We start from the raw sequence: 20,624 nt of genomic DNA, 5'->3' as shown, positions 1-20,624 counted from the left end.
GGGTCAGCCGCGACTGGTCTCCACCCGGGACCCGGACCGCTCCTTGAGGACACGCAGCTGGGTCGGGATGCGGTCGCGCATCTCCGCGACGTGGCTGACGACGCCCACGACGCGCCCGCCGTCGCGCAGGGCGTCGAGAGTGTCCATGACGTCGTCGAGGGTGTCGGCGTCGAGTGAGCCGAAGCCCTCGTCGACGAAGAGGGTGTCCAGGTCGGCGCCGCCGGCCTCGTGGGCGATGACGTCGGCGAGGCCGAGGGCCAGGGCGAGGGAGACCACGAACGTCTCACCGCCGGAGAGCGTCGCCGGGTCGCGGGTGTCTCCCGACCAGTCGTCGCGCACGAGCAGGCTGAGACCCCCGCGCGTCTCTCCGGCGCCGCGCTGGCCGGTGTGCTCGAGGGAGTAGCGCTGGTCGCTCATCCGGCGCAGCCGGTCGTTGGCCGCGGCGACCACCTGGGAGAGCCGGTAGGACAGGACGTAGGCCGAGAGCCGCATCTGGAGCCGGTTGTCGGGGGACTTGCCGTCGACGAACGACGACAGGCCGGTGGCGACCTCGAGCCGCTCGCGAAGCGGCGCCCAGGCCGCGAGGGCGACAGCGAGCTCCGCACGCAGGCCGTGGAGGCGCTCGACCCGGCGTCGGGCGCGGTCGAGCAGGCTCACCGCGTGCTCCGCCTGGTCGGTCGCGTCGCGGACGGCGTCGGAGAGGCGATCGAGGTCTGGAGGCGGCAGGAGGCCCGCGGCTCGTGACTCCGGGTCGGCGACGATGGCTCCTGCTGCGGCGAGTGCTTGGGTGTGCTGCTCGATGCGCCTGGTCAGGTCGGCCCGCTCTGCGTCGTCGAGGAGACAGGCGCGGGCCTCGGCCGAGTCGCTCAGGCCGTGCAGCGCGAGCGCCTCGTCGAGCACGGCACGGTGCCGGGCCCGGGCCTGCCGTGCCTGGCTCGAGGCGCGCAGTCGATCGGCGGCGGTGCCGGCGAGCTCGGCGACCCGGTCGACGTGCTGCAGCAGGGCGTCGAGATCGGCGTGGCCCGAGCCGGCGAGCTCGGCGTCGATGGCCACGAGAGCCTCCCTCTCCTCCTGCAGCAAGGCTGACCGGGTCTGATCGAGAGACACGACGTCGGCCTCCAGGCCGCGCACCGACTCCTCGGCGAGCGCCAGCTCCGCCTCAGCGGCCCTGACCGACGCTGCCCTGTCGTCGAGGGCGGCGGCATCCGCACGGAGGGCGGCGACGCGTGCCGACGCTGCTGCCACGGCGGCAGCCAGGTCGTCGGCCTCTGGACCGGCGACCTCGCGGGCGACGGCCAGTCGGCTGGTCAGCTCGCGGACCTGGTCGGCATGGGCGTGCTCGACGGCGCTGGCGTCGTCGACCGCGCGACGGGCGGCGCGCTCGGCCTCGGCGTCGGGCGCGTCCGGCCCGGCCGCTGCCTTGTGCGGGTGCTCCGCCGAGCCGCAGACGGGGCAGCTGGCGCCGACGGCGAGCTGGCCGGCGATCTCGGCGGCCATTCCAGTGAGGCGCTGCTCCCGCAGGTCGAGCCAGGTGGCGGTGAGCGCCTGCACGATGCCGACCGACTCTCTGTGCGCCACGACAGCCTCGTCGAGGACCACGGTCAGTCGGTCCGCGTCGAGCCGGGCGGCGGCGCGGCGCTCCACCGCGCGGAGCTCGACCTCGGCCGCCGGCAGCGTCTGGCAGGCGACCTGCGAGGCGGCGTGCGCCAGACGCCCCTGATCGATGCGCCCGGGCAGCTCTGCGAGGTCGGCGCTCGCGGCGGTGAGGGCGGTGTGCAGCTGCGCGCGCCGCGACGCTAGGGCCTCGACCTCGCGGCGTACGGCGAGGCATCGGTCGCGGCGCGGCAGGAGTGCGCGCACCCGAGCGCCGGTCTCGACGGCATGCCGGTGGTGGCGCTCGACCTCCGCGAGGTCGATCGTGGCCTCACCATCCAGGTGCGAGGCCAGGTGGGTGGTGACGGCTGCGGCGTCGCGTGCGGCCACCTCGGCGTCGTGGTCGGCCCGGTCGGCGGCGTCGAGGAGCGGAGCGAGCGCAGCGGCACGCAGGTCGGCCTCGAGCCGCTGTCGGCGTGCCTCGTGGGCCGGCCCGTCCGCTTCGAGACTCTCGAGGTCGCGCAGCGCAGCGCGCCGCCGCGCCTGGGCCTGGGCAGTGGTGCGACCGGCAGCCAGGGCCTCGGCGGCGGTGGACTCCGCGGTGCGCGCCTGGGCGGCGGCCGACTCGGCGACGACGAGCGCGCCGCCGGCGTCGGTGGCGACCGTGTCGAGCCAGGGCGCCAGGTCCGGCGCGGAGCTCTCGAGGGCATGAAGGTCCCAGTCGTCGGGGAAGCCGACGTCGGCTGCCTCGGCGTACCGCTGCAGCAGGTGGGCGATGCGGTCGTGCTGGACACGCGACTGCTGCCGGAGGGTGAGCCGGTGGTCGCGCAGCCAGCGCTCCATCTGCTCGAAGCGGCCGGTGCGGAAGAGCCGCTGCAGCAGGGCGTGGCGCTCCTCCGAGCGGGCCCGCAGGAACGCCTGGAACCGGCCCTGCGGGAGCATCGCGACCTGGCAGAACTGGGTGAGGTTCATGCCCAGCAGTCCCGTGACGAGGTGTCCGGCCTCGTCGATGCGCGAGGTGAGCGGCACCCATCCGCCGTCGACGCGCTCGCTCAGGGTCACCGACGCCTGCTGGACGGTCGTGCCGGTGCCGCGTCTCTTGGGTCGCTCCCACGACGGCGCCCGGACGATCCGGAAGCGGCGCCCGGCCAGGGTCGCCTCGAGGCACACCCGCGGAGCGAGCCCCGGCGGCGCATGGTCGGATCGCAGGCGCTTGGCGGTGCTGCGGTCGCCGGGCACGTCGCCGTACAACGCGAAGCAGACGGCGTCGAGCACGCTCGTCTTGCCGGCTCCCGTGGGTCCGGAGAGGAGGAACAGGCCGGCGTCGGAGAGGGCGTCGAAGTCGACGCCGACCTCGTCGGCGAACGGGCCGAACGCGGTGATCTCGAGACTGTGGAGGCGCATCAGCCGGCTCGGGTGACGTGCAGGACGTCGGCGTCGGGGTCGTCGTGGCAGGCGTCGTGGGCGGCCAGCAGCAGTGCGGACTCGGCGGCCGTGGCGGGGACGCCGCGCAGGTCGGCCACGAAGTCGAGGGCGATGGCGTGGTCGGAGCGGCCGTGGACGCGGGTCTGCGGGGTGTCGCCGACGGGCTCGCCGAGCGGCTCGAACCCGATGACCAGCGTGTGCGGGAACCGGCCGCGCAGCCGCTCCATGGCACGCAGTGGCCGCGGCAGGTCGGTGAGGGTGGCGTGGACCCAGTCGTCGGCGTGGCGCGCCAGCGAAGCGTCGGAGAGCAGCTCGTCGATGTCGCCGCGCAGGCGAGCGAGCCGCCGCGGCACCGGCGCCTCGACGAACTCGGCAGCTGCGAGGCCGCGGGCGTCGAGGTCGACGAGCCAGGAGCCCTTGACGTGGTCGGCCTCGGAGAACGAGTAGGCCAGCGGGGAGCCGCTGTAGCGCACGTGCTGGGTCAGCGTGTGCCGACCGTGCAGGTGGCCGAGGGCGACGTAGTCGATGCCGTCGAAGGTGGACGTCGGCACCATCGAGACCCCGCCGACGCTGATGTCGCGCTCGGACTCCGACGGCTGGGCCCCGGCGACGAAGGCATGGGCCAGCACGACCGAGCGGGACCTGCGGCCGGACAGATCGGCTCGGACCCGGCGCATCGCCTCGACCAGGGCGGCCTCGTGGGAGCGACCGGCCAGCTGCCACGGCTCGCGCAGCGCGTCGGGGTCGAGGTAGGGCAGGGCGTGGACCGCGACCTGGCCGTGCTCGTCGTCGAGCAGGACCGGGGTGCCGACGGTAGCGGGGTCGGTGCGGATGTGGACGCCTGCTGCGTCGATCAGGCGGGACCCGAAGCCGAGGCGCAGGGCGGAGTCGTGGTTGCCGCTCGTGACGACCACCCGCGCCCTCGACGCGGCCAATCGGGCGAACGCATCGTCGGCCAGCCGGACGGCATCGACGTGGGGGAGTGCGCGGTCGTAGACGTCTCCTGCGACGAGCACGACGTCGACCCGCTCACGCTCGACCACCTCGAGCAGGTGGTCGACGAAGGCAGCCTGGTGCGCCAGCATGCCCTCGCGGTGGAAGGACCGCCCGAGGTGCCAGTCAGAGGTGTGGAGGAGGCGCACACGACGAACCTAGACGCGGGGACCGACACCCCGGCGCACCCACGCCGTCAGGCGTAGCGGACGCACCGGTCGCCGTGTGCGAAGCCGTAGAGGACCAGGCCGGAGTCGCGGGCCAGCTGCACCGACAGGCTCGTCGGGGCACCGACCGCGACGAGCGACCCGACGCCCGCCGAGACCGCCTTGTGCACGAGCTCGAACCCGGCCCGGCCACTGACGAGCAGGCAGGAGACCGACACCGACTTACCGGCCAGCACCCTGGCTCCCGCGACCTTGTCGACGGCGTTGTGCCTGCCCACGTCCTCGCGTACGACGAGCAGCGTGCCGTCGGGCTCGCACAGTGCTGCGGCATGTGCGCCGCCGGTGCGCGAGAAGACCTTCTGGTGCCCGCGCAGGGCGTCCGGCAGTCGTCGTACGACGTCGGGCTGCGGCACCTCGCCGGCCCACCGGCTGGCGCCGGGCGGCACGTCGAGCGCCGCGTCGATGCTGTCCTTGCCGCAGACGCCGCACGCGGACGACCCGGTCGCCGAGGTGTCGTGGCGGGTACCGGGATCGCGGACGGGCGGCTCGCGCAGGGTGAGCGTCACGACGTTGAACTCCTGGTCCGGCGCGAGGGCGGTGTCGGTGCAGTAGGCCACGCTGGCCACGTGACCCGCACCCAGACTCCCACCGGGGAGCAGCCCCTCGTGCGCGGCCCACCCGGCCGCGAGCTCGAAGTCGTGGCCCGGGGTGCGCATGGTGACCCAGGCCCGGTGTGCCGGCACGCCCGGCCAGGCGAGCCGGATCTCGAGCGGCTCCTCGGTGGCCAGCCGGTCCTCGCGCCGCGACACGGTGTCGCCAGCGTGCACCTCGACCCGGGTGCGGGTCGTGGGTCCGGGACGGCGAGCCAGGTCCGTCATGTGGGGCTGCCGTACGCCTTCTTGACCGCGATCCTCCGGCGCAGCTCGTCGGTCATGTCGACGAGGTTGCGGCGCACCGTGAGATCGAGGGACCTGCCTGCGATCAGCTCCTCGGCCCGGGCCACCACGTCGTCGGACAACGCGGTGATCGGGAAGAAGGACCGCACCGCGGTGCCCAGCACCCAGCCGGCGTGCACCTGCTCCAGGTCGACGAGCGCGTCGAGGTAGCGGCCGGCGTAGGTGCCGGTGAGGTGCTCCTGCCCGCTCCGCCACATGCCCAGGCCGGCCGCCTCGAGCTCGTAGTTGGGCACGTCCGCCTCACCGGTGAAGCGCTGCCACGCCCAGGCCTTGGCCTCGGCGTCGGGCAGCGAGGCAGTCGCGCGGGAGTGCTCGACGCTCGCTTTGGCGGTCGGCTCGGCCGCGAGCGCGGCGTCGAGCTCGTCGCGGGTCGTCTGACCCAGCGAAGCGAGCGTCACGAGGATCGCCCAGCGCACGTCGAGGTCGACCTCGACGCCGTCCGGCACGTGACCGGCGAGCCAGGCACGGAGCGTGCCGGCGTCGGTGGCGCTGTCGACCGCAGCCTGGAACGAGGCGAGCTGCAGCGTCGAGCCCGGCTCGCCCGAGGCGGTCTTGGCGATCATCACCTCGTGGATGCGGGCTCGTGCCGCGACCGGGTCGGCGGCGAGCCCGGCGGCCTTGCTGATCGCCCACGGCATCGTGAAGGACACCGCGTCGTCGTTGTCCTCGTTGGGCATGCCGGACTCGACCAGGTCGATGACGTCGGCGGGGTCGATCGCGGCGTTGTGGAAGGCGCTGCGGACGTTGTTCCAGATCCCGGAGCGCAGCCGGGCGTCGTCGGTGGTCGGCAGCGCGTCCTTCAGCAGGGTCACCGTCTCCGGGTCCGGCTGCACCAGTGCCCAGGTGTCCTCGTACGGATCGAGCACGACGGCCGCCCCGGCGCGAGCGGAGAGGGGCGTGTGGTCACCGGCCACCGTGAGCGACTCGATCTTCCACGCCTCGCCCGGGGTGGCCGTCGCGACCCGGAGGACGTGCACGCGCTCGGCGGGGGCCCCGGCGGGAGGGGTACGGCGGACGACCGACGCCTCTCGGTCTAGCACCAGCGCGTCGGGACCGGCGGTGCGCAGCCACGACGAGGTGAACTCGGACAGGTCACCCGCGCCGGCCTTCTCCCACGACCCGAAGAGGTCGTGCATGTCCGCGTTGCCGAATCGGTGGGACTCGAAGTGGTCGATGGCCCCCCTGAAGAAGACGTCGTCGCCGATGCGGGCGTTGAGCTGCTTGAGGATCGAGGAGCCCTTGGCGTAGGAGATCCCGTCGAAGTCCTGCAGCGCCGCTGTCGCGTCGAAGGCGCCGTTGCCCGCGACCGGGTGGGTCGAGGGCCGCTGGTCGGCCACGAGTCCCCACTGTCGGCGGGCGTACGCGTTGTGGGTCCAGGCGTCGTCGTACTCCGTGACGTCGGCGGTGACCCGGTTGCCCATGTACTCGGCGAAGGACTCGTTGAGCCAGAGGTCGTCCCACCACTTCGGCGTGGTGATGTTGCCGAACCACTGGTGCGCCATCTCGTGCGCGAGCGTGGTGGCGCGCTGGATGCGCAGGCCTCGGGTGACGCGCGAGCTGAAGATCAGCGGGTCCCGGAAGGTCACGCATCCGGGGTTCTCCATCGCACCGGCGTTGAACTCGGGCACGAAGGCCTGGTGGTAGTTGCCGAACGGGTAGCGGATGCCGAAGAGCCGGTGGAACTCGTCGAAGCACTGCCTGGTCATCGTGAGCAGCTCGTCGGCATCCTTGTCGAGGTCGGCGGCGAGCGAGGCGCGCGCGCTCAGGCCGAGCGGGATGCCGTCGTGCTCGTCGGTCACGAGGTGGTAGGGGCCGGCGACGATGGTGACGAAGTACGTCGACAGCGGCTGGCTCTGCTCGAACTCCCACACCCCGGGCTCGACCTGCTGACCCGGCGCGTTGCCGATGACCACCCAGTCACGGGGGGCGACGACGTGGAAGGTGTACGGCGCCTTGAGGTCGGGCTGGTCGAAGCAGGCGAAGATCGTGGGCGCGGCGTCCATGAAGCTCATGCCGTAGACGTAGTGCTTGCCGTCGGCCGGGTCGACGGACCGGTGGAGTCCCTCCCCATCGTTGCGGAACGGCATCACCGCGTCGACGACGAGCTCATGGCTCCCGGCAGACGTCTCGAGCGGCAGTCTGCCGCGGTCCAGCGTGTCGGGGTCCAGAGGCAGGCCGTCGAGGGTGATCGCGTTGACGCTGACCGGCTTGAGGTCCACGAACGTCGACCCACCGCGGGAGCTGAAGCGGACCGTGGTCACCGACGTGAACGTCGCCTCGTCCGCTGCGAGGTCGAGGCGCACGTCGTACGCCTCGACCTCCAGGAGGGCATGACGCGCCTGAGCTTCGGTGTGCTGGAGGGACTGGGCGAGTGAGGTCACCTGCTCACTCTAGGAGGGCCTCGGCGAGGTCCCGTCCTGTGACGGTCGTCTCGTGGGGGAGATCACCTCGGAAACGGTCATCCGACAATATTTGTCACCATAGAATGTAATGGTCGCCAAGCGTGGCACGTCCATTACACAGATCTCGAACAGAACTGACAGCTGGTCCGGCAGGGACCGAAGGGATGACGCATCATGAGTTCGCAGTTGCACGAGGCCTACGGGATCGTCCGGGCACGCACCCACTCGCGCGAGGACCAGGCGCTGCTGCGCTCCGTCGAGCTGTCGCGCGAACAGGCTCGCCGGCCCCTGACGTGGCGCATCTTCGGACGCTGATCCTCTGGACCACCCGAGGGGTGCTTCTGGCAGGCTCCTCCACATGACCGACGCCGTACCTCCCACGCCCCAGCTCACCGACGAGACCTTGCGGTCGATCGACCTCACGCGCATCGGCGAGGGCCGATTCAAGGCCACCAACGCCCGCGGCGGCGAGACGTTCATCGGAGGCGGGGGAGACGACCCCGACTTCACCCCGGTGGAGCTGCTGCTGGCCGCGATCGCGGGCTGCAGCGCCGCCGACATCGACGCGATCACCCGCAAGCGCGCGGAGCCCTCGACGTTCGACATGGTCGCGTCGGGGCACAAGATCCGCGACGAGCACGGAAACCACCTGGTCGGGCTTCGGGTGACCGTCGACATCGCCTTCCCCGAGGGCGAGGCCGGCGACGCGGCTCGCACGGCACTGCCGCGCGCGGTGGCCCAGACGCGCGATCGCCTGTGCACCGTGGGCCGCACGGTCGCTCTCGGCGAGCCCATCGAGTACGTCGACGTCTCGGCAGGTGATGCCGGCCAGCCGCCGGCCGACGGGCCGGCCGCACCGCCTCTGGGCTGACAGCGGCCGACTCCTGAGGCCGGACGCCGACTCGGGGTCAGCTGGTCGTCACCGACTCGATCTCCACCGGGGTCTTCGGCTCGCCGTCAGCCGTGCCCTCGACGGTGCCGTCGGCGGCGACCTTGCGCACGACCTCGAGGCTGGACTCGTCGATCGTGCCGAACACCGTGTACTCCGACGGCAGCTGCGTGTCCTCGTAGACCACGAAGAACTGGGAGCCACCCGAGTCGGGCGCCGAGGTCTTGGCCATCGCCAACGTGCCTGCCGGATAGGCCTCGTCGCCGTCGAGCTCGTCCGGGATGGTGTAGCCGGGGCCGCCGGTCCCGCTCGCGGTCGGATCACCGCACTGCAGCACGAAGAGGTTGAACGTCGTCAGCCGGTGGCATGACGTGGAGTCGAAGTAGCCCTGGTCGGCCAGAGAGACGAAGTTCCCCACCGTGCACGGAGTGGCCGAGGCGTCCAGCGTGGCCTCGAGCGTGCCGACCGACGTCTTGATGGTCGCCGTGATGTCGCCGTCCACCGTGGCCGCGGGCGGCGGGGGAGACACCTCTTTCGCCGGCTCAGCCCCGGTCTCGACGTAGTCGCACGCCGGGCGGCCATCGGTGTCGATGGCGTCGCCTCCTGAGTCGTCACCGCACGAGGCGAGCAGGAGGAGAAGGACCGCAAGGGGAGCCAGCATTCGCGTGCGCATGGCCGCGATAGTAGGCGAGATCCCTCGCGGGCCGCCGACCTGCGTCCTCGGCACCGTGGCCGGGCCGAGCCTCAGCCGTCGCCGCCGAAGGGCCCCGAAGGAGCGAAGGCCAGCGCGGCGAAGCGCTCGCCCATGCGCTGGTGAGTGGCGGCGTCGGGGTGCAGCTCGTCGGGTAGAGGCAGCTCAGCCGAGTCCGCGGCGCCGTAGAGCTCGCGTCCGTCGAGGTGGTGCAGATGCGGATCAGCAGGGGCGCGCTGGGCCACGATCCGGGCCACCTCGTCCCGGATGACTGCGAGGGTCAGCTTCCCGCTGGCACGGTCGGCCGGGTCGCCGGTGGCGCGGAAGAGCAGCCGACCGGTGCTGAGGCCCGCCGAGTCCGTGGCGGTGGGACCCGGGGTGTCCTCGTGGATCGGGCACAGGATCGACGACACGACCAGCAGCGGCGTCTCCGGGTGCCCGTCGCGGATCGTGTCGAGGAAGCCGTGGACCGCGGGCGCGAAGGCGCGCAGGCGCATCAGGTCCAGGTTGACCAGGTTGATGCCGATCTTGAGGCTGACGAGGTCGGCCGGGGTGTCTCGCATGACCCGGGCCACGAACGGGTCGAGCAAGGCGCTGCCGGCGAAGCCCAGGTTGATCAGCTCCACGCCACCGAGCCGGGCGGCGAGCGCCGGCCAGGTCGTGGTGGGGCTGGCCGCGTCGGACCCGTGGCTGATCGAGCTGCCGTGATGGAGCCAGACCGGGCGGTCCCTCTCGCGGGGCTGCACGGGCGCATCGGTGCGGAGGGCGATGAGCTCGGTGGTCTCGTTGTGCGGAAGCCAGATCTCCACGTCCTTGGGGTCCGAGCCCAAGCCGGTGAAGCGGACGGTGGCCGGCTCCCCGGCCCGGGCCTCGGCTGTCCCGGTGGCGAGGTCGATGGTCAGGGTGTTGCCCGTGGAGACGATGGCCTGGCCGGCGAGACGACCATCGACGAGGAGGTCGTACACGCCGTCGGGCCGCGGCGGGGCGCCGACGTAGACCCGCTTGGTGGCCAACGTGTCCAGCTCGATGCTCGTGGCCCTCGTGCGAAATGCCACCCGCACTCCCGTTGGCTGCGCCTCCGCCATGGCCAGCTGTCCGTCGGTGCACTGGGCGCGCGCCCAGGCGGGCAGTCGGTGCGGCAGCACGCCGCGCTCGGTGCGCTCGGTCTCGATCGCCCCGCGCAGCAGGTCGTCGGTCAGTGGCGTGGTGGTCCAGCTCGGGTGGCGCATGGGATCGTCCTGGTGCTCGAAGGTCGGTGGCTCGGTCGTGGCGGAGGAGGGCGGCGTCGGTGGCCGGGCGGTCAGGCTGGCGGCCAGTTCCGCAGCAGGGCGTCGAGGGCGTCCAGGACTCGTGGCCAGGACTCGGCGGCGGCAGGGGAGCTGTGGTCGTAGGCCCCGGCCATCTCGAGGCTGACGTAGCCGTGGAAGACGCTGCCCAGCAGCCGGACCGCATGTGTCTGCTCCGACTCCGGCACCTCGTAGCCGCGCAGGACCGCCTGCGTCATCTGGACGTGCCTGCCCCCGGCGCTGGCTGCAGCGACCTCGGGGTCGAGCCGGTGTCGCGCGGCGGCGTAGCGGCCAGGATGCTCGACGGCGTAGTCGCGGTAGACGTTCGCCAGGGCGACCAGGGCATCCCTGCCGGCCCTGCCCGCGAGTGCTGCGCTGCCCCGGTCGGCCATCTCCTCCAGCGCGAGCAGGGTGATCTGCGTCTTCAGGTCGTCGGTGCTGGCCACGTGGGAGTACAGGCTGGCGGGCTTCACGTCGAAGCGTCGCGCGAGCTCCGAGACCGTGAGGTCGTCGAATCCCACGTCGTCGGCAAGCGCCGCGCCCGCTCGGACGAGCCGCTCCCTGGTGAGTCCTGCGCGTGCCATGTCGCTCCCTCGGATGTCGGAGGGCCGAGTCTGCTCTACCTAATGCATATAGGCAAATTGCTACGCACTATAGGGTTGTCGTCCGGGCCGCACCGACGTCCGGCGTGTCCTCCGGCTGGAAGTCGCGGGCCCAGTGCTGACCCACGAGGTCGTGGCCGAAGCTGTGCTGCTGCTCCTCCTCGTCGACCGGGCTGAGTCCCGCGGTCTGTAGATCGTCCGGGCGGAGGCCAGCACGTCGTTGGTCCACAGCGTCATCCGCCGGTAGCCGGCGTCTCGGGCGAAGCCCAGGCGTGCTCGCCGCCTGCCAACCGCCGCGCGAGCGGATCACGGCTGCGGGGACAGGCAGCTCGCGGCCCCGCCCGTGGGCTCCGCTCGACCCGCCTGATCGACGCCCGACGACCGCCCGCGCCGTACGTCAGGCCGAGCCCTCGCCCCGGGGCGGCCGTCGCGTGAGGAGCTCGCGCGGTGTGCTCACCGAGACCTGCTCGGCGACCGCGGCGTCGGGGATGGCCGCCTCGATCGAGGCGAGCGGCGTCGCGTCGGCCATGTCGAAGGGGTAGTCGGTGCCCAGGCAGAGCCGGTCGGCTCCCACGCGTTCGAGCAGGAAGCGGAGGGAGTCCGTGTCGTGGGTGAGGGTGTCGAACCAGAAGCGGCCGAGCAGCGACCGCGGGGAGACCGACAGCTTCTGCTGCGGCTCCGGGCGCACCGACCAGCCGTGCTCGAACCGGCCGATCTGGTAGGGCAGGAAGCCGCCGCCGTGGAGGAGGGCGATGCGCAGGTTCGGGTGGTCGGTCAGCACGCCGCCGAACATCAGCGACCCCGCCGCCACGGTGGTGTCCGTCGGGTTGCCCACGAAGTTGTGCAGGTAGTGGTCGTGCATGCGCTGGGCGCCCGCCACGTTGTCGGGGTGCAGTACGACGGCGAGGCCGGCGTCGGCCACCGCACCCCAGATCGGGGCGAGGTCGGGGTCGTCGAGGTTGCGGCCGGCCACGTTGGTGCCGAACTCGAGTCCCACCACCTGCTCGATGGACAGCAGGCGGTCGAGCTCCTTGAGCGACAGGTCGGTGTCCTGCAGCGGCAGCGTGCCGAGCACGACGAACCTGTCGGGATGGGCGAGCGCCATGTCGACCATCGCGTCGTTGTGCAGGGTCGCGGCGGCAGCCGCCTCCTCCGCCCCGTGGGCGTACGAGAAGTGGGTGGGCGGCACCGAGAGGGCCTGGGTGCGGACACCCGAGGCGTCCATGTCGGCGAGTCGGGCGGCGGTGTCGCTCATGCCCGCGGGCGTCGGGCCGCTGACCCGCCCGGAGGGGTAGTGGAAGTAGAGCTCGCCGTCGCGGTCCTCCAGCCTCGGAGCGATGGACGGCGCGTTCTCGGCCAGTCCCACGAGCAGGGGAGCGGGGATGGTGTGGGCGTGGATGTCGATGGTCACGGGTTGTCATTCCTGTCGTGGGTGGATTCGGGCCGGCGCCAGAACACGATGCGGCGCTCGGCGGCCCAGATGATGAGGTAGGCGATGAGCCCGAAGGCGAGGAACACGAAGATCAGGACCCACACGGCCGGGGTGTCGTAGCTGGAGCGGTAGCGCAGCATGAGGAAGCCCAGGCCGCGGTCGGCGCCGACGAACTCCGACACGATCGCTCCGATGATGGCCGTCGTCGCGCCCATCTGCAGCCCACCGAAGATGACCGGCAGGGCGAAGGGGATCTTCACCTTGCGCAGGATCTGCCAGCGGGAGGCGCGCAGCGACCGCATCAGCGAGATCGAGTCCGCCTCGGCCATCGCCAGCCCGGACAGCGTGGTGATGAAGACGGCGTAGAAGCAGGCGATCGCTGCCTGGACGACCTTGCCGTCCAGCCCGAAGCCGAACCAGGCGATGATCAGCGGGGCCAGGATCACCGTGGGCACCGACTCCGCGGCGCTCAGGAGCGGCAGGTACGCCGCGCGGAGTCGCGTCGACGAGCCGAGCAGGACGCCGAGCAGGAAGCCGATCGCCGCTCCCAGGGCCAATCCGAGGACGATCTCGCCGACGGTGCGGGACACGTGCTCGAGGAACCCGTTGGCGCCGTACACGCGGGGGACTGCGTCCCACACGTCCGCCGGCGCCGGCAGCAGGATCGGAGCCACCAGCTCGGCCTGTGCGGAGAGGTACCAGACCAGGTAGAGCACCGGCGCCACGGCGACGGAGAGCCAGTACGGCGACCGGAAGCGTGGGCGTCGTGCCGGACCCGACGCGCTGGCGAGGGTGGGGGACGGCCGCGTGACGGTGCTGCTCATGACTTCCTCCCTCGGGCCTGCTCGGACCAGAAGACGACCCTCTGCTCGAGGAAGTCCATCGCCGAGACGAGGCTGACGGCGATGACCAGCACCGTGGTCACCACGGCCATGGTCAGCGGCATGTTGAGCTGCAGCGAGTACTCCTTCGCCAGGGTGCCGAGCCCCCCGGACGAGGCCGCGAGGATCTCGGCGACCAGGACGCCGGTGAAGGACAGCAACATGGCGTGCTTGATCCCGACCATCACCATCGGGATCGCGGTCGGCATCTGCAGCTTGACGAAGGTCTGGGTGCGCGAGGCGTTCAGCGACCTCATCAGGGTGAACTCCTCCCTGCTCGGCATGGCCAGGCCGATCATCGTGTCGATCCACACGGGGAAGAAGCAGATGGCGACGGCGATCGCGATCTTGCTCTCCGCGCCGAAGCCGAGCCAGCCGATGAACAGCGGCGCCAGCACGATCTTGGGCAGGGCCTGCAGCGCGATGGTGTACGGCGTGATCGCGGTCCGGATGAACGGCGAGGCGCCCATCACGATGCCCAGGAAGAGGCCGAAGGCGCAGCCGAGCACCCAGGCGATGAGGACGGCCAGCAGGGTGCCGCGCAGGTCCTCCCACCAGTAGCCGCTCTCGAAGAGCTGGCCCAGTCCTCGGAGCGTGTCGGTGGCGGTGGGGATCACCGTCCGGTTGAGTACGCCGGTGCGAGGCAGCACCTCCCAGGCAGCGATGAGCACCCCCAGGGTGCCGAGCATGATGCTCAGCGTGATCGCTCGCTCGGAGGGGTGCACGCGGGTGCGTGCCTTGACCTCACGGGTCGCGACTGTGGTCATCGCAGGTCCAGCAGGGCGCGGGCCTCGAACATGATGTCGGCGAACTCCTGGGTGCGCATCAGCTCGGTCTCGCGGGGCCGGCCGAACGGTACGTCGATCACGTCGATGAGGCGTCCCGGCCGGGCGCTCATGACGGCGATCCGGTCACTCATGAAGACCGCCTCGGAGATGTTGTGCGTGACCAGGATGGTGGTCTTCTTCGTGTGGGCATGGACCCGCAGCAGCTCCTTGTTCATCGTCTCCCGCGTGAACTCGTCGAGCGCTCCGAAGGGCTCGTCGAGCAGGAGCAGGTCCGGGTCGTGGATCAGCACGCGACACAGGGCCGCCCGCTGCTGCATGCCGCCGGAGAGCTGCCAGGGGTAGGAGTCGGCGAACTCCGAGATGCCGACCATCTCGAGCAGCTCGTGAGCGCGGTCGAGGTAGTCGCTCTTGGAGCGGCCGAACACCTCGATGGGCAGCAGCACGTTCTTCAGCGTCGTCCGCCAGGGGAGCATCACGGCCTTCTGGAACATCATCCCGATGTCGCGGCGCGGCCCGGTGATCTGCTCGCCCTTGACGTGCACCGTGCCCGCCGAGGCCGGCAGCAGGCCGCCGATGATGTTCAGCGCGGTGGACTTCCCGCATCCGCTCGGCCCGAGCAGCGAGATGAACTCGCCGTTGCGGATCTCGAGGTCGAGCCCCTCGAGGGCCGTGACGGTGCCACGGCCGCTCGAGTAGGTCTTCGTCAAGCCCCGTGCGCTGACCAGGGCGTCATCCCCGCCGACGTCGTCCAAGGAGGACTCAGCCTGTGTACTCTGCGGCATCCTGCTGCACCTGCTCTCGATCGAAGTCGTTCGCGAAGTCCAGGAAGTCCTCGTTGAGGAAGGCGTCCAGGTCGTACTCCGGCGCGTTCTCCATCGTCGAGGCGATGGTGTCGAGGAAGTCCTTGGTCGACTCGACCTGGTGCTCGCCGAGCCGATCCGGGTTGGGCGGCTTCACCTGCTGCTCGGCGAGGTCGAAGCGCAGCTCGCCCTGGGAGACGCCGTCCTCGTTCTCCTCGAACGCCTCGGGGATCGCCTTCCGCATGATGTTCTCGCACTCCTCCAGGTTGGCGAAGCAGAACTCGATGCCCATCGCCGTGCCGCGAGCGAGCCGGCGCAGTGCCTCCGGCTTCTCGTCGACCACCTCCTGGGTGGTGATGATCCCGCGGGCGGGGAACGTGTCGAAGATGCTGGGGGTCAGGTCGGCGAGGTTCAGTCCGGCGGTCTGCAGCGCGAAGATGTCGTTGTACGCCGTGGAGTAGGCGTCGACGCGGTCCTCGGTGATGGCGGAGAACGTCTCGGGGCCACCGGACCCGATGGGGATCAGGCTCACGTCCGAGATGGGGTCGATGTCCTCGGCCCTGAGCGCGGCCTCCAGGAACGCGACCTCGCCGCCGCCCGGCTCCGAGATGCCGATGCGTGCCCCGTCGAGGTCGGCCACCTCCTTGATGCCGGAGTCCTCGGGAGCGAAGATGCCGAAGATCGCGCCGTTGCTGTAGGTGAAGATGTCGACGAGCGGGATGCCCGACAGCAGGCCCTCGCCGACCGAGGGCATGGACGGGTTCGCCGCGTCGACGTTGCCCGCGGCCAGCTGCTCCACGGCCTCGCCGCTGCCGCCCGCCGCATTGAACTCGACGTCGAGGTTGAGGTCGTCGTAGTAGCCGAGCTCGTCGGCGACCGCCCACCCGAACCACTCCGCGGTGAAGGTGCCTTCGGCGGCCATCGCCATGCTGATGGAGAGCCTGGCGTCGGGATCCGACGACTCCTCCTCGGAGTCCCCGCCGCCGCACGCGGTGGCCGTCATCAAGAGAGCTGTCACGGCTGCTGCCGCTCGGAAATGCTGTCGCCTCATCCTTGGTCTCGCCCCTTCGCGTCGCCACCGATGGTCGGTGTGCCGGTACACCATGTCCCGGGTGTGACGAGTGTCACCGCTCGTCGGAACCAACAGTCTGACGAACTCGAGCACTTGTCAAGACAGTGTCTCGCTCAGCGAGTCGCCCGCCAGGGAGGTCCCAGCGCTCCGATGCCACTGGCCGAGGTAGCCCAGGCGGCGCGACAGCTCCTGGGCTGCGCGACGCACGTCGGCGCCGAGCCGGGCCGGGTCGCGCGGGCCGAGCCGGTCGGCGGGGCAGCTCAGGGTGAGCGCGCCCAGGCAGGCACCCGACGCCCCGAAGAAGGGCGAGGAGATGGCGGCGCCGTTGTGGACCCACCGGCCGACGCTGGCGGAGTAGCGCCGGCCACGGTCGGTGGCGATGACGCGACGGAAGGCCTCGGCGTCCAGGAGGCTGGCCGGTGTCCAGCGCTCGAAGCGGGCCCGGTCGAGCACCTGGTCGACCTCCTCGTCCGGCATCCCGCACAGGATCGCCGTGCCCGAGGCGGCCGTGGTGAGCGGGAAGGGCTTCCCGAGCTCGATGACGTAGCGGATCGGGTGGGTGCAGTCGATCTTGTCACGGAAGACGACGTGGTCGCGCTGACGCACGGCCAGGTAGCAGGTCTCGCTGTGCCGCAGCACGAGGTCGCGCAGGATCGGGCGGGCGGCATTGGTCAGGCTGTCCTGCCCGTGGGTCACCGCGGCCAGTGAGAACAGGCGCGGACCGACGACGTACCGGCCGTGCTCAGGGTCGCGGCGCACGCAGTCGAGCTCCTCGAGCTGCAGCAGCAGGCGGGAGACGGCGCTTCGGTCGATGCCGGTGAGCCGCGCCGCGGCCCGGACGCCGACGCCTTCGGGTCGGGCGGCGACGAGCTCGATCAGGGTCACCAGCCGGGCCGCGGTCCCGGTGGTGCGTCCGTTCTCTTCGTAGGAGGGGAGCACGCGGTCATGTTAGGTTACTGAACGGGACACTGTCTCATTCATTACACCTGGATCCGCCCCGCGGGGTCGGAAGGAGCGAGCGACATGGCGACGGCTGCGGATTACCTGGCGACGGCGATCGAGGCCTACGAGGTGGACGCGGTGTTCCTCGTCCCGACGGTGCTCAGCGACACCCTCGTGGCGATGGAGCAGCACACCGACATCCGGCGCGTGGTGACCCACGGCGAGAAGGCCGCGGCGTACATGGCTGACGGCTACGCCCGGTCGAGCGGACGCCTCGGAGTCTGCATGGCCCAGAACGTCGGTGCGGCCAACCTCGCTGCCGGCCTCCGGGACGCGTACCTGGGGTCGTCCCCGGTGCTCGCGCTGACGGGTGGTCCCTACGAGACGAGCCGCGGCCGACACTACTACCAGGAGATCGAGGACTTCCCGCTCTTCAAGCCGGTGACGAAGGTGAGTGGCCAGGTGCACGACGCGGCCCGGCTCCCCGACATGCTGGCCCACGCGGTGCGGACCTCGATGTCGGGCCGGCCCGGCCCGGTCCACCTCGAGCTCGCCGGCCACACGGGGGACGTCCTCGAGGCGCAGGAGCTCGACGCCGAGGTGCCGCAGGTCCCGCACCGGCTTCCGGCACCCGTCGTCCAGCCCGACCCCGACGCCGTACGCCGGGCGGCCGAGGTGCTGCGAGGGGCGCGGCGTCCGGTCATCGTCGCGGGTGGGGGCGTGCGGACGGGTGGTGCGGGTGCACAGGTGCTGGCGCTCGCCGAGCAGCTGCAGGCGCCAGTCGCCACCTCGCTCAACGCCAAGTCCGTCGTCCCCGCCGACCATTCCCTCGCCGTCGGGGTGCCCGGGCTCTACGCGCGCGGCAGCGCCAACCAGGTGCTGGTCGAGGCGGACCTGGTCCTCTTCGTCGGGACGCAGACGGGCAGCCAGCTCACCCTCACCTGGACGGTCCCGCCGATCGACGTCCAGGTGATCCAGATCGACGTCGAGCCCACGGAGCTGGGGCGGCACTACCCGAGGACCGTCGGGATCCAGGGCGACGCGGGCCGCACGGTCGATGCCCTGCGCGAGGCGGTCGAAGACCACCGGCTCGACGGCACCTGGGCGCGACGAGCCCAGGACCTGGGCCGGGCGTGGCAGGAGGAGAACCGGGAGTACCTGACCTCGGAGGCGATCCCGATGCGCCCCGAGCGGCTCTCCAGCGACGTGGGCCGGCTGCTGCCCGACGACGCCCTCCTGGTGGCGGACACCGGCCACGCAGGCATGTGGACCGGCGGCTACGTCGACCTGCGCGAGGGCCAGGACTACATCAGGGCCGCCGGGTCCCTCGGCTGGGGCCTGCCGGCCGCTCTCGGTGCGGCGCTCGGCCGCCCGGACCGGCCGGTGGCACTGTTCACCGGTGACGGGGGCCTGTGGTACCACGTGGCCGAGCTGGAGACCGCGGCCCGCTGGGACATCCCGGCCGTCATCGTGGTCAACGACAACCGGTCGCTCAACCAGGAGATCAACCCGTACACGAAGGCCTACGGCGGGTCGCTGACCGGTCGGCACCACGAGCTGTGGCACTTCCAGGACATCGACCTGGCCGCCCTGGCGTCGGCCTTCGGGGTCGGCTCCCGCCGGGTCACCCGCCCAGGGGACCTCGACTCCGCCTTCGACGAGGCGTTCAGCCACGGCGGCCCGTTCCTGCTCGACGTCGTCACGGACATGGAGGTCGTCGCCCCGAAGGGGGTGGCGACCCCGGCGGCTCGCTAGGGGCGGTGGCGCGCCTGCGCGCCGACGACCTGGTTGCGGACGCGGCCCAGTCGCTCGACCTCGACCTCGACGACGTCCCCCGGCTGGAGGAGCCGGACGGGGGTGCGGGCGTAGCCGACCCCCGACGGGGTGCCGGTGGCCAGCAGGTCGCCCGGCCGGAGCGTGAGGGTGCGCGAGACCTCGGCCAGGGTCTCCCCGACGCCGAAGATCATCTGGTCGGTCGAGGCCTCCTGCACGGTCTCACCGTTCACCCGCGTGGCCAGGCGCGGGCCCCGGCTCAGGTCGCCGATCTCGTGGGCCGGCGTCATGGCGCCCAGCGGGCCGGACGCGTCGGCGTTCTTGCCGACGGTCCACTGGCTGGTGAGCTTCTGGGCACGGCGCGCGGTGACGTCGTTGAAGGGGGAGTAGCCGACCACCGCGGCCAGGGCCTCCTCGGGGGTCGCGTCGACCAGCGTCCGACCGACCCACGCCATGACCTCCCCCTCCCAGTCGAGCCCGTCCTCGTCGGGGGGCACCGGGATGGCGGCGCCGTCGACGGTGAGCGAGTCGGTCCAGCGGCCGAAGATGGTCGGATGGTCGGCTCGCGGCGTACCTGCGAAAGAGCCCTCGGCGACGTGGTCGGCGTAGTTGAGGCCGATGCAGAGGACCTTGGCCGCCGGGAGCACCGGTGGCACCGGTCGCAGCTCCTCCGGGCCGATGCGCGGTCCGGTCGCCGGACCGCTCGCATGCTCGTGAGGTGCGGCCCAGAAGGCGTCGAGGGACGCGACGACGCGGGCGCTCCCGTCGTCGTCCAGGTCCACGACGTCGATGTCGCCGTCGCTGCGCAGCTGGCCGATCAGCTTCATGAGGTCCTCCTGCGTGGCGGTCAGGCCGCGTAGCGGCGCAGGGTCTCGCGACGGATGTGGGTCCCCAGCCCGGCGGCCGCGCTGGGCCCGACGCGGCCGTTCTCGATCGCGGGGCTGTGGTCGAAGAAGCCCTCGGGGTACCAGTCGAAGTACTCGACTGCCAGCGCGGGCACCACGCACAGCAGCAGCTGGCTGTGCACCTCCCACGAGGTGTGCGGAGCGACCGGCACGTTCCAGGCCTCGGCGAGGGCGGCGATCCGCATGAACTCGGTGACCCCGCCGACGCGGTGCACGTCGGGCTGGAGGATGTCGACGGCCCCGAGCTCGAGCAGCTCGCGGAACCCGTAGCGGGAGTACTCGTTCTCGCCGCAGGCGATCGGGACCGTGGTGCGCGAGCGCAGCGCGGCGTAGTCGCGAGGGGCGTCGGCCAGGAGTGGCTCCTCGAACCAGGTGACGTCGAGATCGGCCAGGGCCGGCGCCAGGCGGGTGGCCTCGAGCAGCCCGTAGCGCTGGTTGGCGTCGACCATCACGCGTCCCGAGGGGCCCAGCGCGTCGCGGACCAGCCCGACCCGCTCGACGGCGTCGGCCAGGTCCGCCCCGACCTTGACCTTGACGCCCCAGAAGGAGCGCGCGTCGTACTCCTGGGCGGCGGCGACGAGCTCGTCGTGCGAGTACGACAGCCAGCAGCCGTCGCCGTAGACCGGGACCGAGGGCTGTGCGGTGCCGAGCAGGCGGTGGAGAGGGACGTCCATGCTGCGGGCGCGCGCGTCCCAGAGCGCGATGTCGACCGCCGAGATCGCGTACATCGCGACGCCCTTGCGGCCGCGGCTCAGGGCGTGGACGTACATCCGCTGCCAGGTGTCCCGGACGTGGTCGGGGTCCGAGCCCGTCACCAGCGGGGCCAGCTCGGTGCGCACGAAGGACGCGATCGACTCCGCGCCGCCCCCGATGACGTGGCTCCACCCCTGCCCGGTGACCCCGTCGGCCGTCTCCACCTCGACGACGACGACCCCCAGCGAGGCGTACGTCGCCGACGAGCTGCTGATGGGCCGCGGCTGGGGCACGTCGAGCACCCGGACGTCGACTCGCTGGACTCGGCTCATCT

Annotated in this window: 18 protein-coding genes; 3 read left to right on the top strand and 15 right to left on the bottom strand. The window is 71.8% G+C overall.

All coding sequences use genetic code 11. From position 1 onward, the window contains the following. Window positions 1-3: 3 nt before the first annotated feature. Genes ACP7BP_RS10990 through pepN form a run of 4 tightly spaced genes read right to left on the bottom strand, consistent with a single transcriptional unit; the run spans window position 4 to window position 7,515 of the window. Window positions 4-2,997 (bottom strand): AAA family ATPase, encoded by a 2,994-nt coding sequence (locus tag ACP7BP_RS10990; RefSeq protein ID WP_426244636.1) that lies wholly within the window; start codon window positions 2,995-2,997, stop codon window positions 4-6. Beyond that, window positions 2,997-4,160: an exonuclease SbcCD subunit D gene (locus tag ACP7BP_RS10985; protein ID WP_426244635.1), complete on the bottom strand. Its 1,164-nt coding sequence runs from the start codon at window positions 4,158-4,160 to the stop codon at window positions 2,997-2,999. Before ACP7BP_RS10985 ends, ACP7BP_RS10990 begins: the two co-directional genes overlap by 1 nt. Window positions 4,161-4,207: 47 nt before the next feature. Next, entirely contained in the window at window positions 4,208-5,056 is an 849-nt protein-coding gene (locus tag ACP7BP_RS10980; RefSeq protein ID WP_426244634.1) for a formate dehydrogenase accessory sulfurtransferase FdhD, read from the bottom strand. Beyond that, window positions 5,053-7,515, bottom strand: coding sequence for an aminopeptidase N (pepN, locus tag ACP7BP_RS10975; protein WP_426244633.1), 2,463 nt, complete (start codon window positions 7,513-7,515; stop codon window positions 5,053-5,055). The genes ACP7BP_RS10980 and pepN overlap by 4 nt, the downstream gene beginning before the upstream one ends. Before the next feature lie 195 nt (window positions 7,516-7,710). On the opposite strand from pepN, the gene ACP7BP_RS10970 reads away from it, so the two are divergent. Both ACP7BP_RS10970 and ACP7BP_RS10965 read left to right on the top strand, forming a co-directional pair. Further along, on the top strand, window positions 7,711-7,851 hold the full coding sequence (locus tag ACP7BP_RS10970; RefSeq protein ID WP_426244632.1) for a hypothetical protein: 141 nt from the start codon (window positions 7,711-7,713) through the stop codon (window positions 7,849-7,851). Between the two features lie 43 nt (window positions 7,852-7,894). Beyond that, complete coding sequence (locus ACP7BP_RS10965) at window positions 7,895-8,407, top strand: OsmC family protein (protein ID WP_426244631.1); 513 nt, start codon at window positions 7,895-7,897, stop codon at window positions 8,405-8,407. A 37-nt stretch (window positions 8,408-8,444) separates the two neighbouring features. Here ACP7BP_RS10965 and ACP7BP_RS10960 read toward each other — a convergent pair whose 3' ends face one another. The 9 genes from ACP7BP_RS10960 to ACP7BP_RS10920 form a co-directional block, all read right to left on the bottom strand. Further along, window positions 8,445-9,098: a peptidylprolyl isomerase gene (locus tag ACP7BP_RS10960; RefSeq protein WP_426244630.1), complete on the bottom strand. Its 654-nt coding sequence runs from the start codon at window positions 9,096-9,098 to the stop codon at window positions 8,445-8,447. Window positions 9,099-9,169: 71 nt separating this feature from the next. Beyond that, entirely contained in the window at window positions 9,170-10,345 is a 1,176-nt protein-coding gene (locus ACP7BP_RS10955) for an SGNH/GDSL hydrolase family protein (protein WP_426244629.1), read from the bottom strand. A gap of 71 nt (window positions 10,346-10,416) precedes the next feature. After that, the gene (locus ACP7BP_RS10950) at window positions 10,417-10,986 is read right to left on the bottom strand and encodes a TetR/AcrR family transcriptional regulator (RefSeq protein WP_426244628.1); all 570 of its coding nucleotides are present in this window, start codon (window positions 10,984-10,986) and stop codon (window positions 10,417-10,419) included. A gap of 415 nt (window positions 10,987-11,401) precedes the next feature. Next, window positions 11,402-12,415 carry an amidohydrolase family protein gene (locus ACP7BP_RS10945; RefSeq protein ID WP_426244627.1) on the bottom strand — a complete coding sequence of 338 codons (1,014 nt, stop codon included), beginning with the start codon at window positions 12,413-12,415 and terminating at the stop codon, window positions 11,402-11,404. Further along, window positions 12,412-13,260, bottom strand: coding sequence for an ABC transporter permease (locus ACP7BP_RS10940; protein ID WP_426244626.1), 849 nt, complete (start codon window positions 13,258-13,260; stop codon window positions 12,412-12,414). The genes ACP7BP_RS10945 and ACP7BP_RS10940 overlap by 4 nt, the downstream gene beginning before the upstream one ends. Beyond that, window positions 13,257-14,084, bottom strand: a complete 828-nt coding sequence (locus tag ACP7BP_RS10935) for an ABC transporter permease (RefSeq protein WP_426244625.1) — start codon at window positions 14,082-14,084, stop codon at window positions 13,257-13,259. The genes ACP7BP_RS10940 and ACP7BP_RS10935 overlap by 4 nt, the downstream gene beginning before the upstream one ends. Continuing rightward, window positions 14,081-14,887 (bottom strand): ABC transporter ATP-binding protein, encoded by an 807-nt coding sequence (locus ACP7BP_RS10930; protein ID WP_426244624.1) that lies wholly within the window; start codon window positions 14,885-14,887, stop codon window positions 14,081-14,083. Before ACP7BP_RS10930 ends, ACP7BP_RS10935 begins: the two co-directional genes overlap by 4 nt. Then, the gene (locus ACP7BP_RS10925; RefSeq protein ID WP_426244623.1) at window positions 14,865-15,923 is read right to left on the bottom strand and encodes an ABC transporter substrate-binding protein; all 1,059 of its coding nucleotides are present in this window, start codon (window positions 15,921-15,923) and stop codon (window positions 14,865-14,867) included. The genes ACP7BP_RS10930 and ACP7BP_RS10925 overlap by 23 nt, the downstream gene beginning before the upstream one ends. A 150-nt stretch (window positions 15,924-16,073) precedes the next feature. Further along, entirely contained in the window at window positions 16,074-16,916 is an 843-nt protein-coding gene (locus ACP7BP_RS10920; protein ID WP_426244622.1) for an IclR family transcriptional regulator, read from the bottom strand. A gap of 84 nt (window positions 16,917-17,000) precedes the next feature. On the opposite strand from ACP7BP_RS10920, the gene ACP7BP_RS10915 reads away from it, so the two are divergent. Beyond that, window positions 17,001-18,674, top strand: a complete 1,674-nt coding sequence (locus ACP7BP_RS10915; protein ID WP_426244621.1) for a thiamine pyrophosphate-binding protein — start codon at window positions 17,001-17,003, stop codon at window positions 18,672-18,674. Here the strand turns inward: ACP7BP_RS10915 and ACP7BP_RS10910 are convergent. Both ACP7BP_RS10910 and ACP7BP_RS10905 read right to left on the bottom strand, forming a co-directional pair. Beyond that, window positions 18,671-19,519, bottom strand: coding sequence for a fumarylacetoacetate hydrolase family protein (locus tag ACP7BP_RS10910; protein ID WP_426244620.1), 849 nt, complete (start codon window positions 19,517-19,519; stop codon window positions 18,671-18,673). The two genes, ACP7BP_RS10915 and ACP7BP_RS10910, sit on opposite strands and share 4 nt — an antisense overlap. A 20-nt stretch (window positions 19,520-19,539) precedes the next feature. Further along, the gene (locus ACP7BP_RS10905; RefSeq protein ID WP_426244619.1) at window positions 19,540-20,622 is read right to left on the bottom strand and encodes a mandelate racemase/muconate lactonizing enzyme family protein; all 1,083 of its coding nucleotides are present in this window, start codon (window positions 20,620-20,622) and stop codon (window positions 19,540-19,542) included. Between the last annotated feature and the right edge of the window lie 2 nt (window positions 20,623-20,624).

The sequence above is a fragment of the Nocardioides sp. LHG3406-4 genome, from assembly GCF_049897745.1.
Classification (GTDB): domain Bacteria; phylum Actinomycetota; class Actinomycetes; order Propionibacteriales; family Nocardioidaceae; genus Nocardioides.
The sequence above is the reverse complement of the archived record's forward strand: the minus strand, read 5'-3'. Positions and strand labels throughout refer to the sequence as shown.

Bases quoted from the DNA above. Each gene is read 5' to 3' on its own strand.
- ACP7BP_RS10990 (WP_426244636.1), bottom strand. From the start codon at position 2,997: ATGCGCCTCCACAGTCTCGAGATCACCGCGTTCGGCCCGTTCGCCGAC.
- ACP7BP_RS10940 (WP_426244626.1), bottom strand. From the start codon at position 13,260: ATGAGCAGCACCGTCACGCGGCCGTCCCCCACCCTCGCCAGCGCGTCG.
- ACP7BP_RS10960 (WP_426244630.1), bottom strand. From the start codon at position 9,098: ATGCGCACGCGAATGCTGGCTCCCCTTGCGGTCCTTCTCCTCCTGCTC.
- ACP7BP_RS10905 (WP_426244619.1), bottom strand. From the start codon at position 20,622: ATGAGCCGAGTCCAGCGAGTCGACGTCCGGGTGCTCGACGTGCCCCAG.
- ACP7BP_RS10970 (WP_426244632.1), top strand. From the start codon at position 7,711: ATGAGTTCGCAGTTGCACGAGGCCTACGGGATCGTCCGGGCACGCACC.
- ACP7BP_RS10935 (WP_426244625.1), bottom strand. From the start codon at position 14,084: ATGACCACAGTCGCGACCCGTGAGGTCAAGGCACGCACCCGCGTGCAC.
- ACP7BP_RS10980 (WP_426244634.1), bottom strand. From the start codon at position 5,056: ATGACGGACCTGGCTCGCCGTCCCGGACCCACGACCCGCACCCGGGTC.
- ACP7BP_RS10910 (WP_426244620.1), bottom strand. From the start codon at position 19,519: ATGAAGCTGATCGGCCAGCTGCGCAGCGACGGCGACATCGACGTCGTG.
- ACP7BP_RS10965 (WP_426244631.1), top strand. From the start codon at position 7,895: ATGACCGACGCCGTACCTCCCACGCCCCAGCTCACCGACGAGACCTTG.
- ACP7BP_RS10955 (WP_426244629.1), bottom strand. From the start codon at position 10,345: ATGCGCCACCCGAGCTGGACCACCACGCCACTGACCGACGACCTGCTG.
- ACP7BP_RS10930 (WP_426244624.1), bottom strand. From the start codon at position 14,887: ATGCCGCAGAGTACACAGGCTGAGTCCTCCTTGGACGACGTCGGCGGG.
- ACP7BP_RS10950 (WP_426244628.1), bottom strand. From the start codon at position 10,986: ATGGCACGCGCAGGACTCACCAGGGAGCGGCTCGTCCGAGCGGGCGCG.
- ACP7BP_RS10915 (WP_426244621.1), top strand. From the start codon at position 17,001: ATGGCGACGGCTGCGGATTACCTGGCGACGGCGATCGAGGCCTACGAG.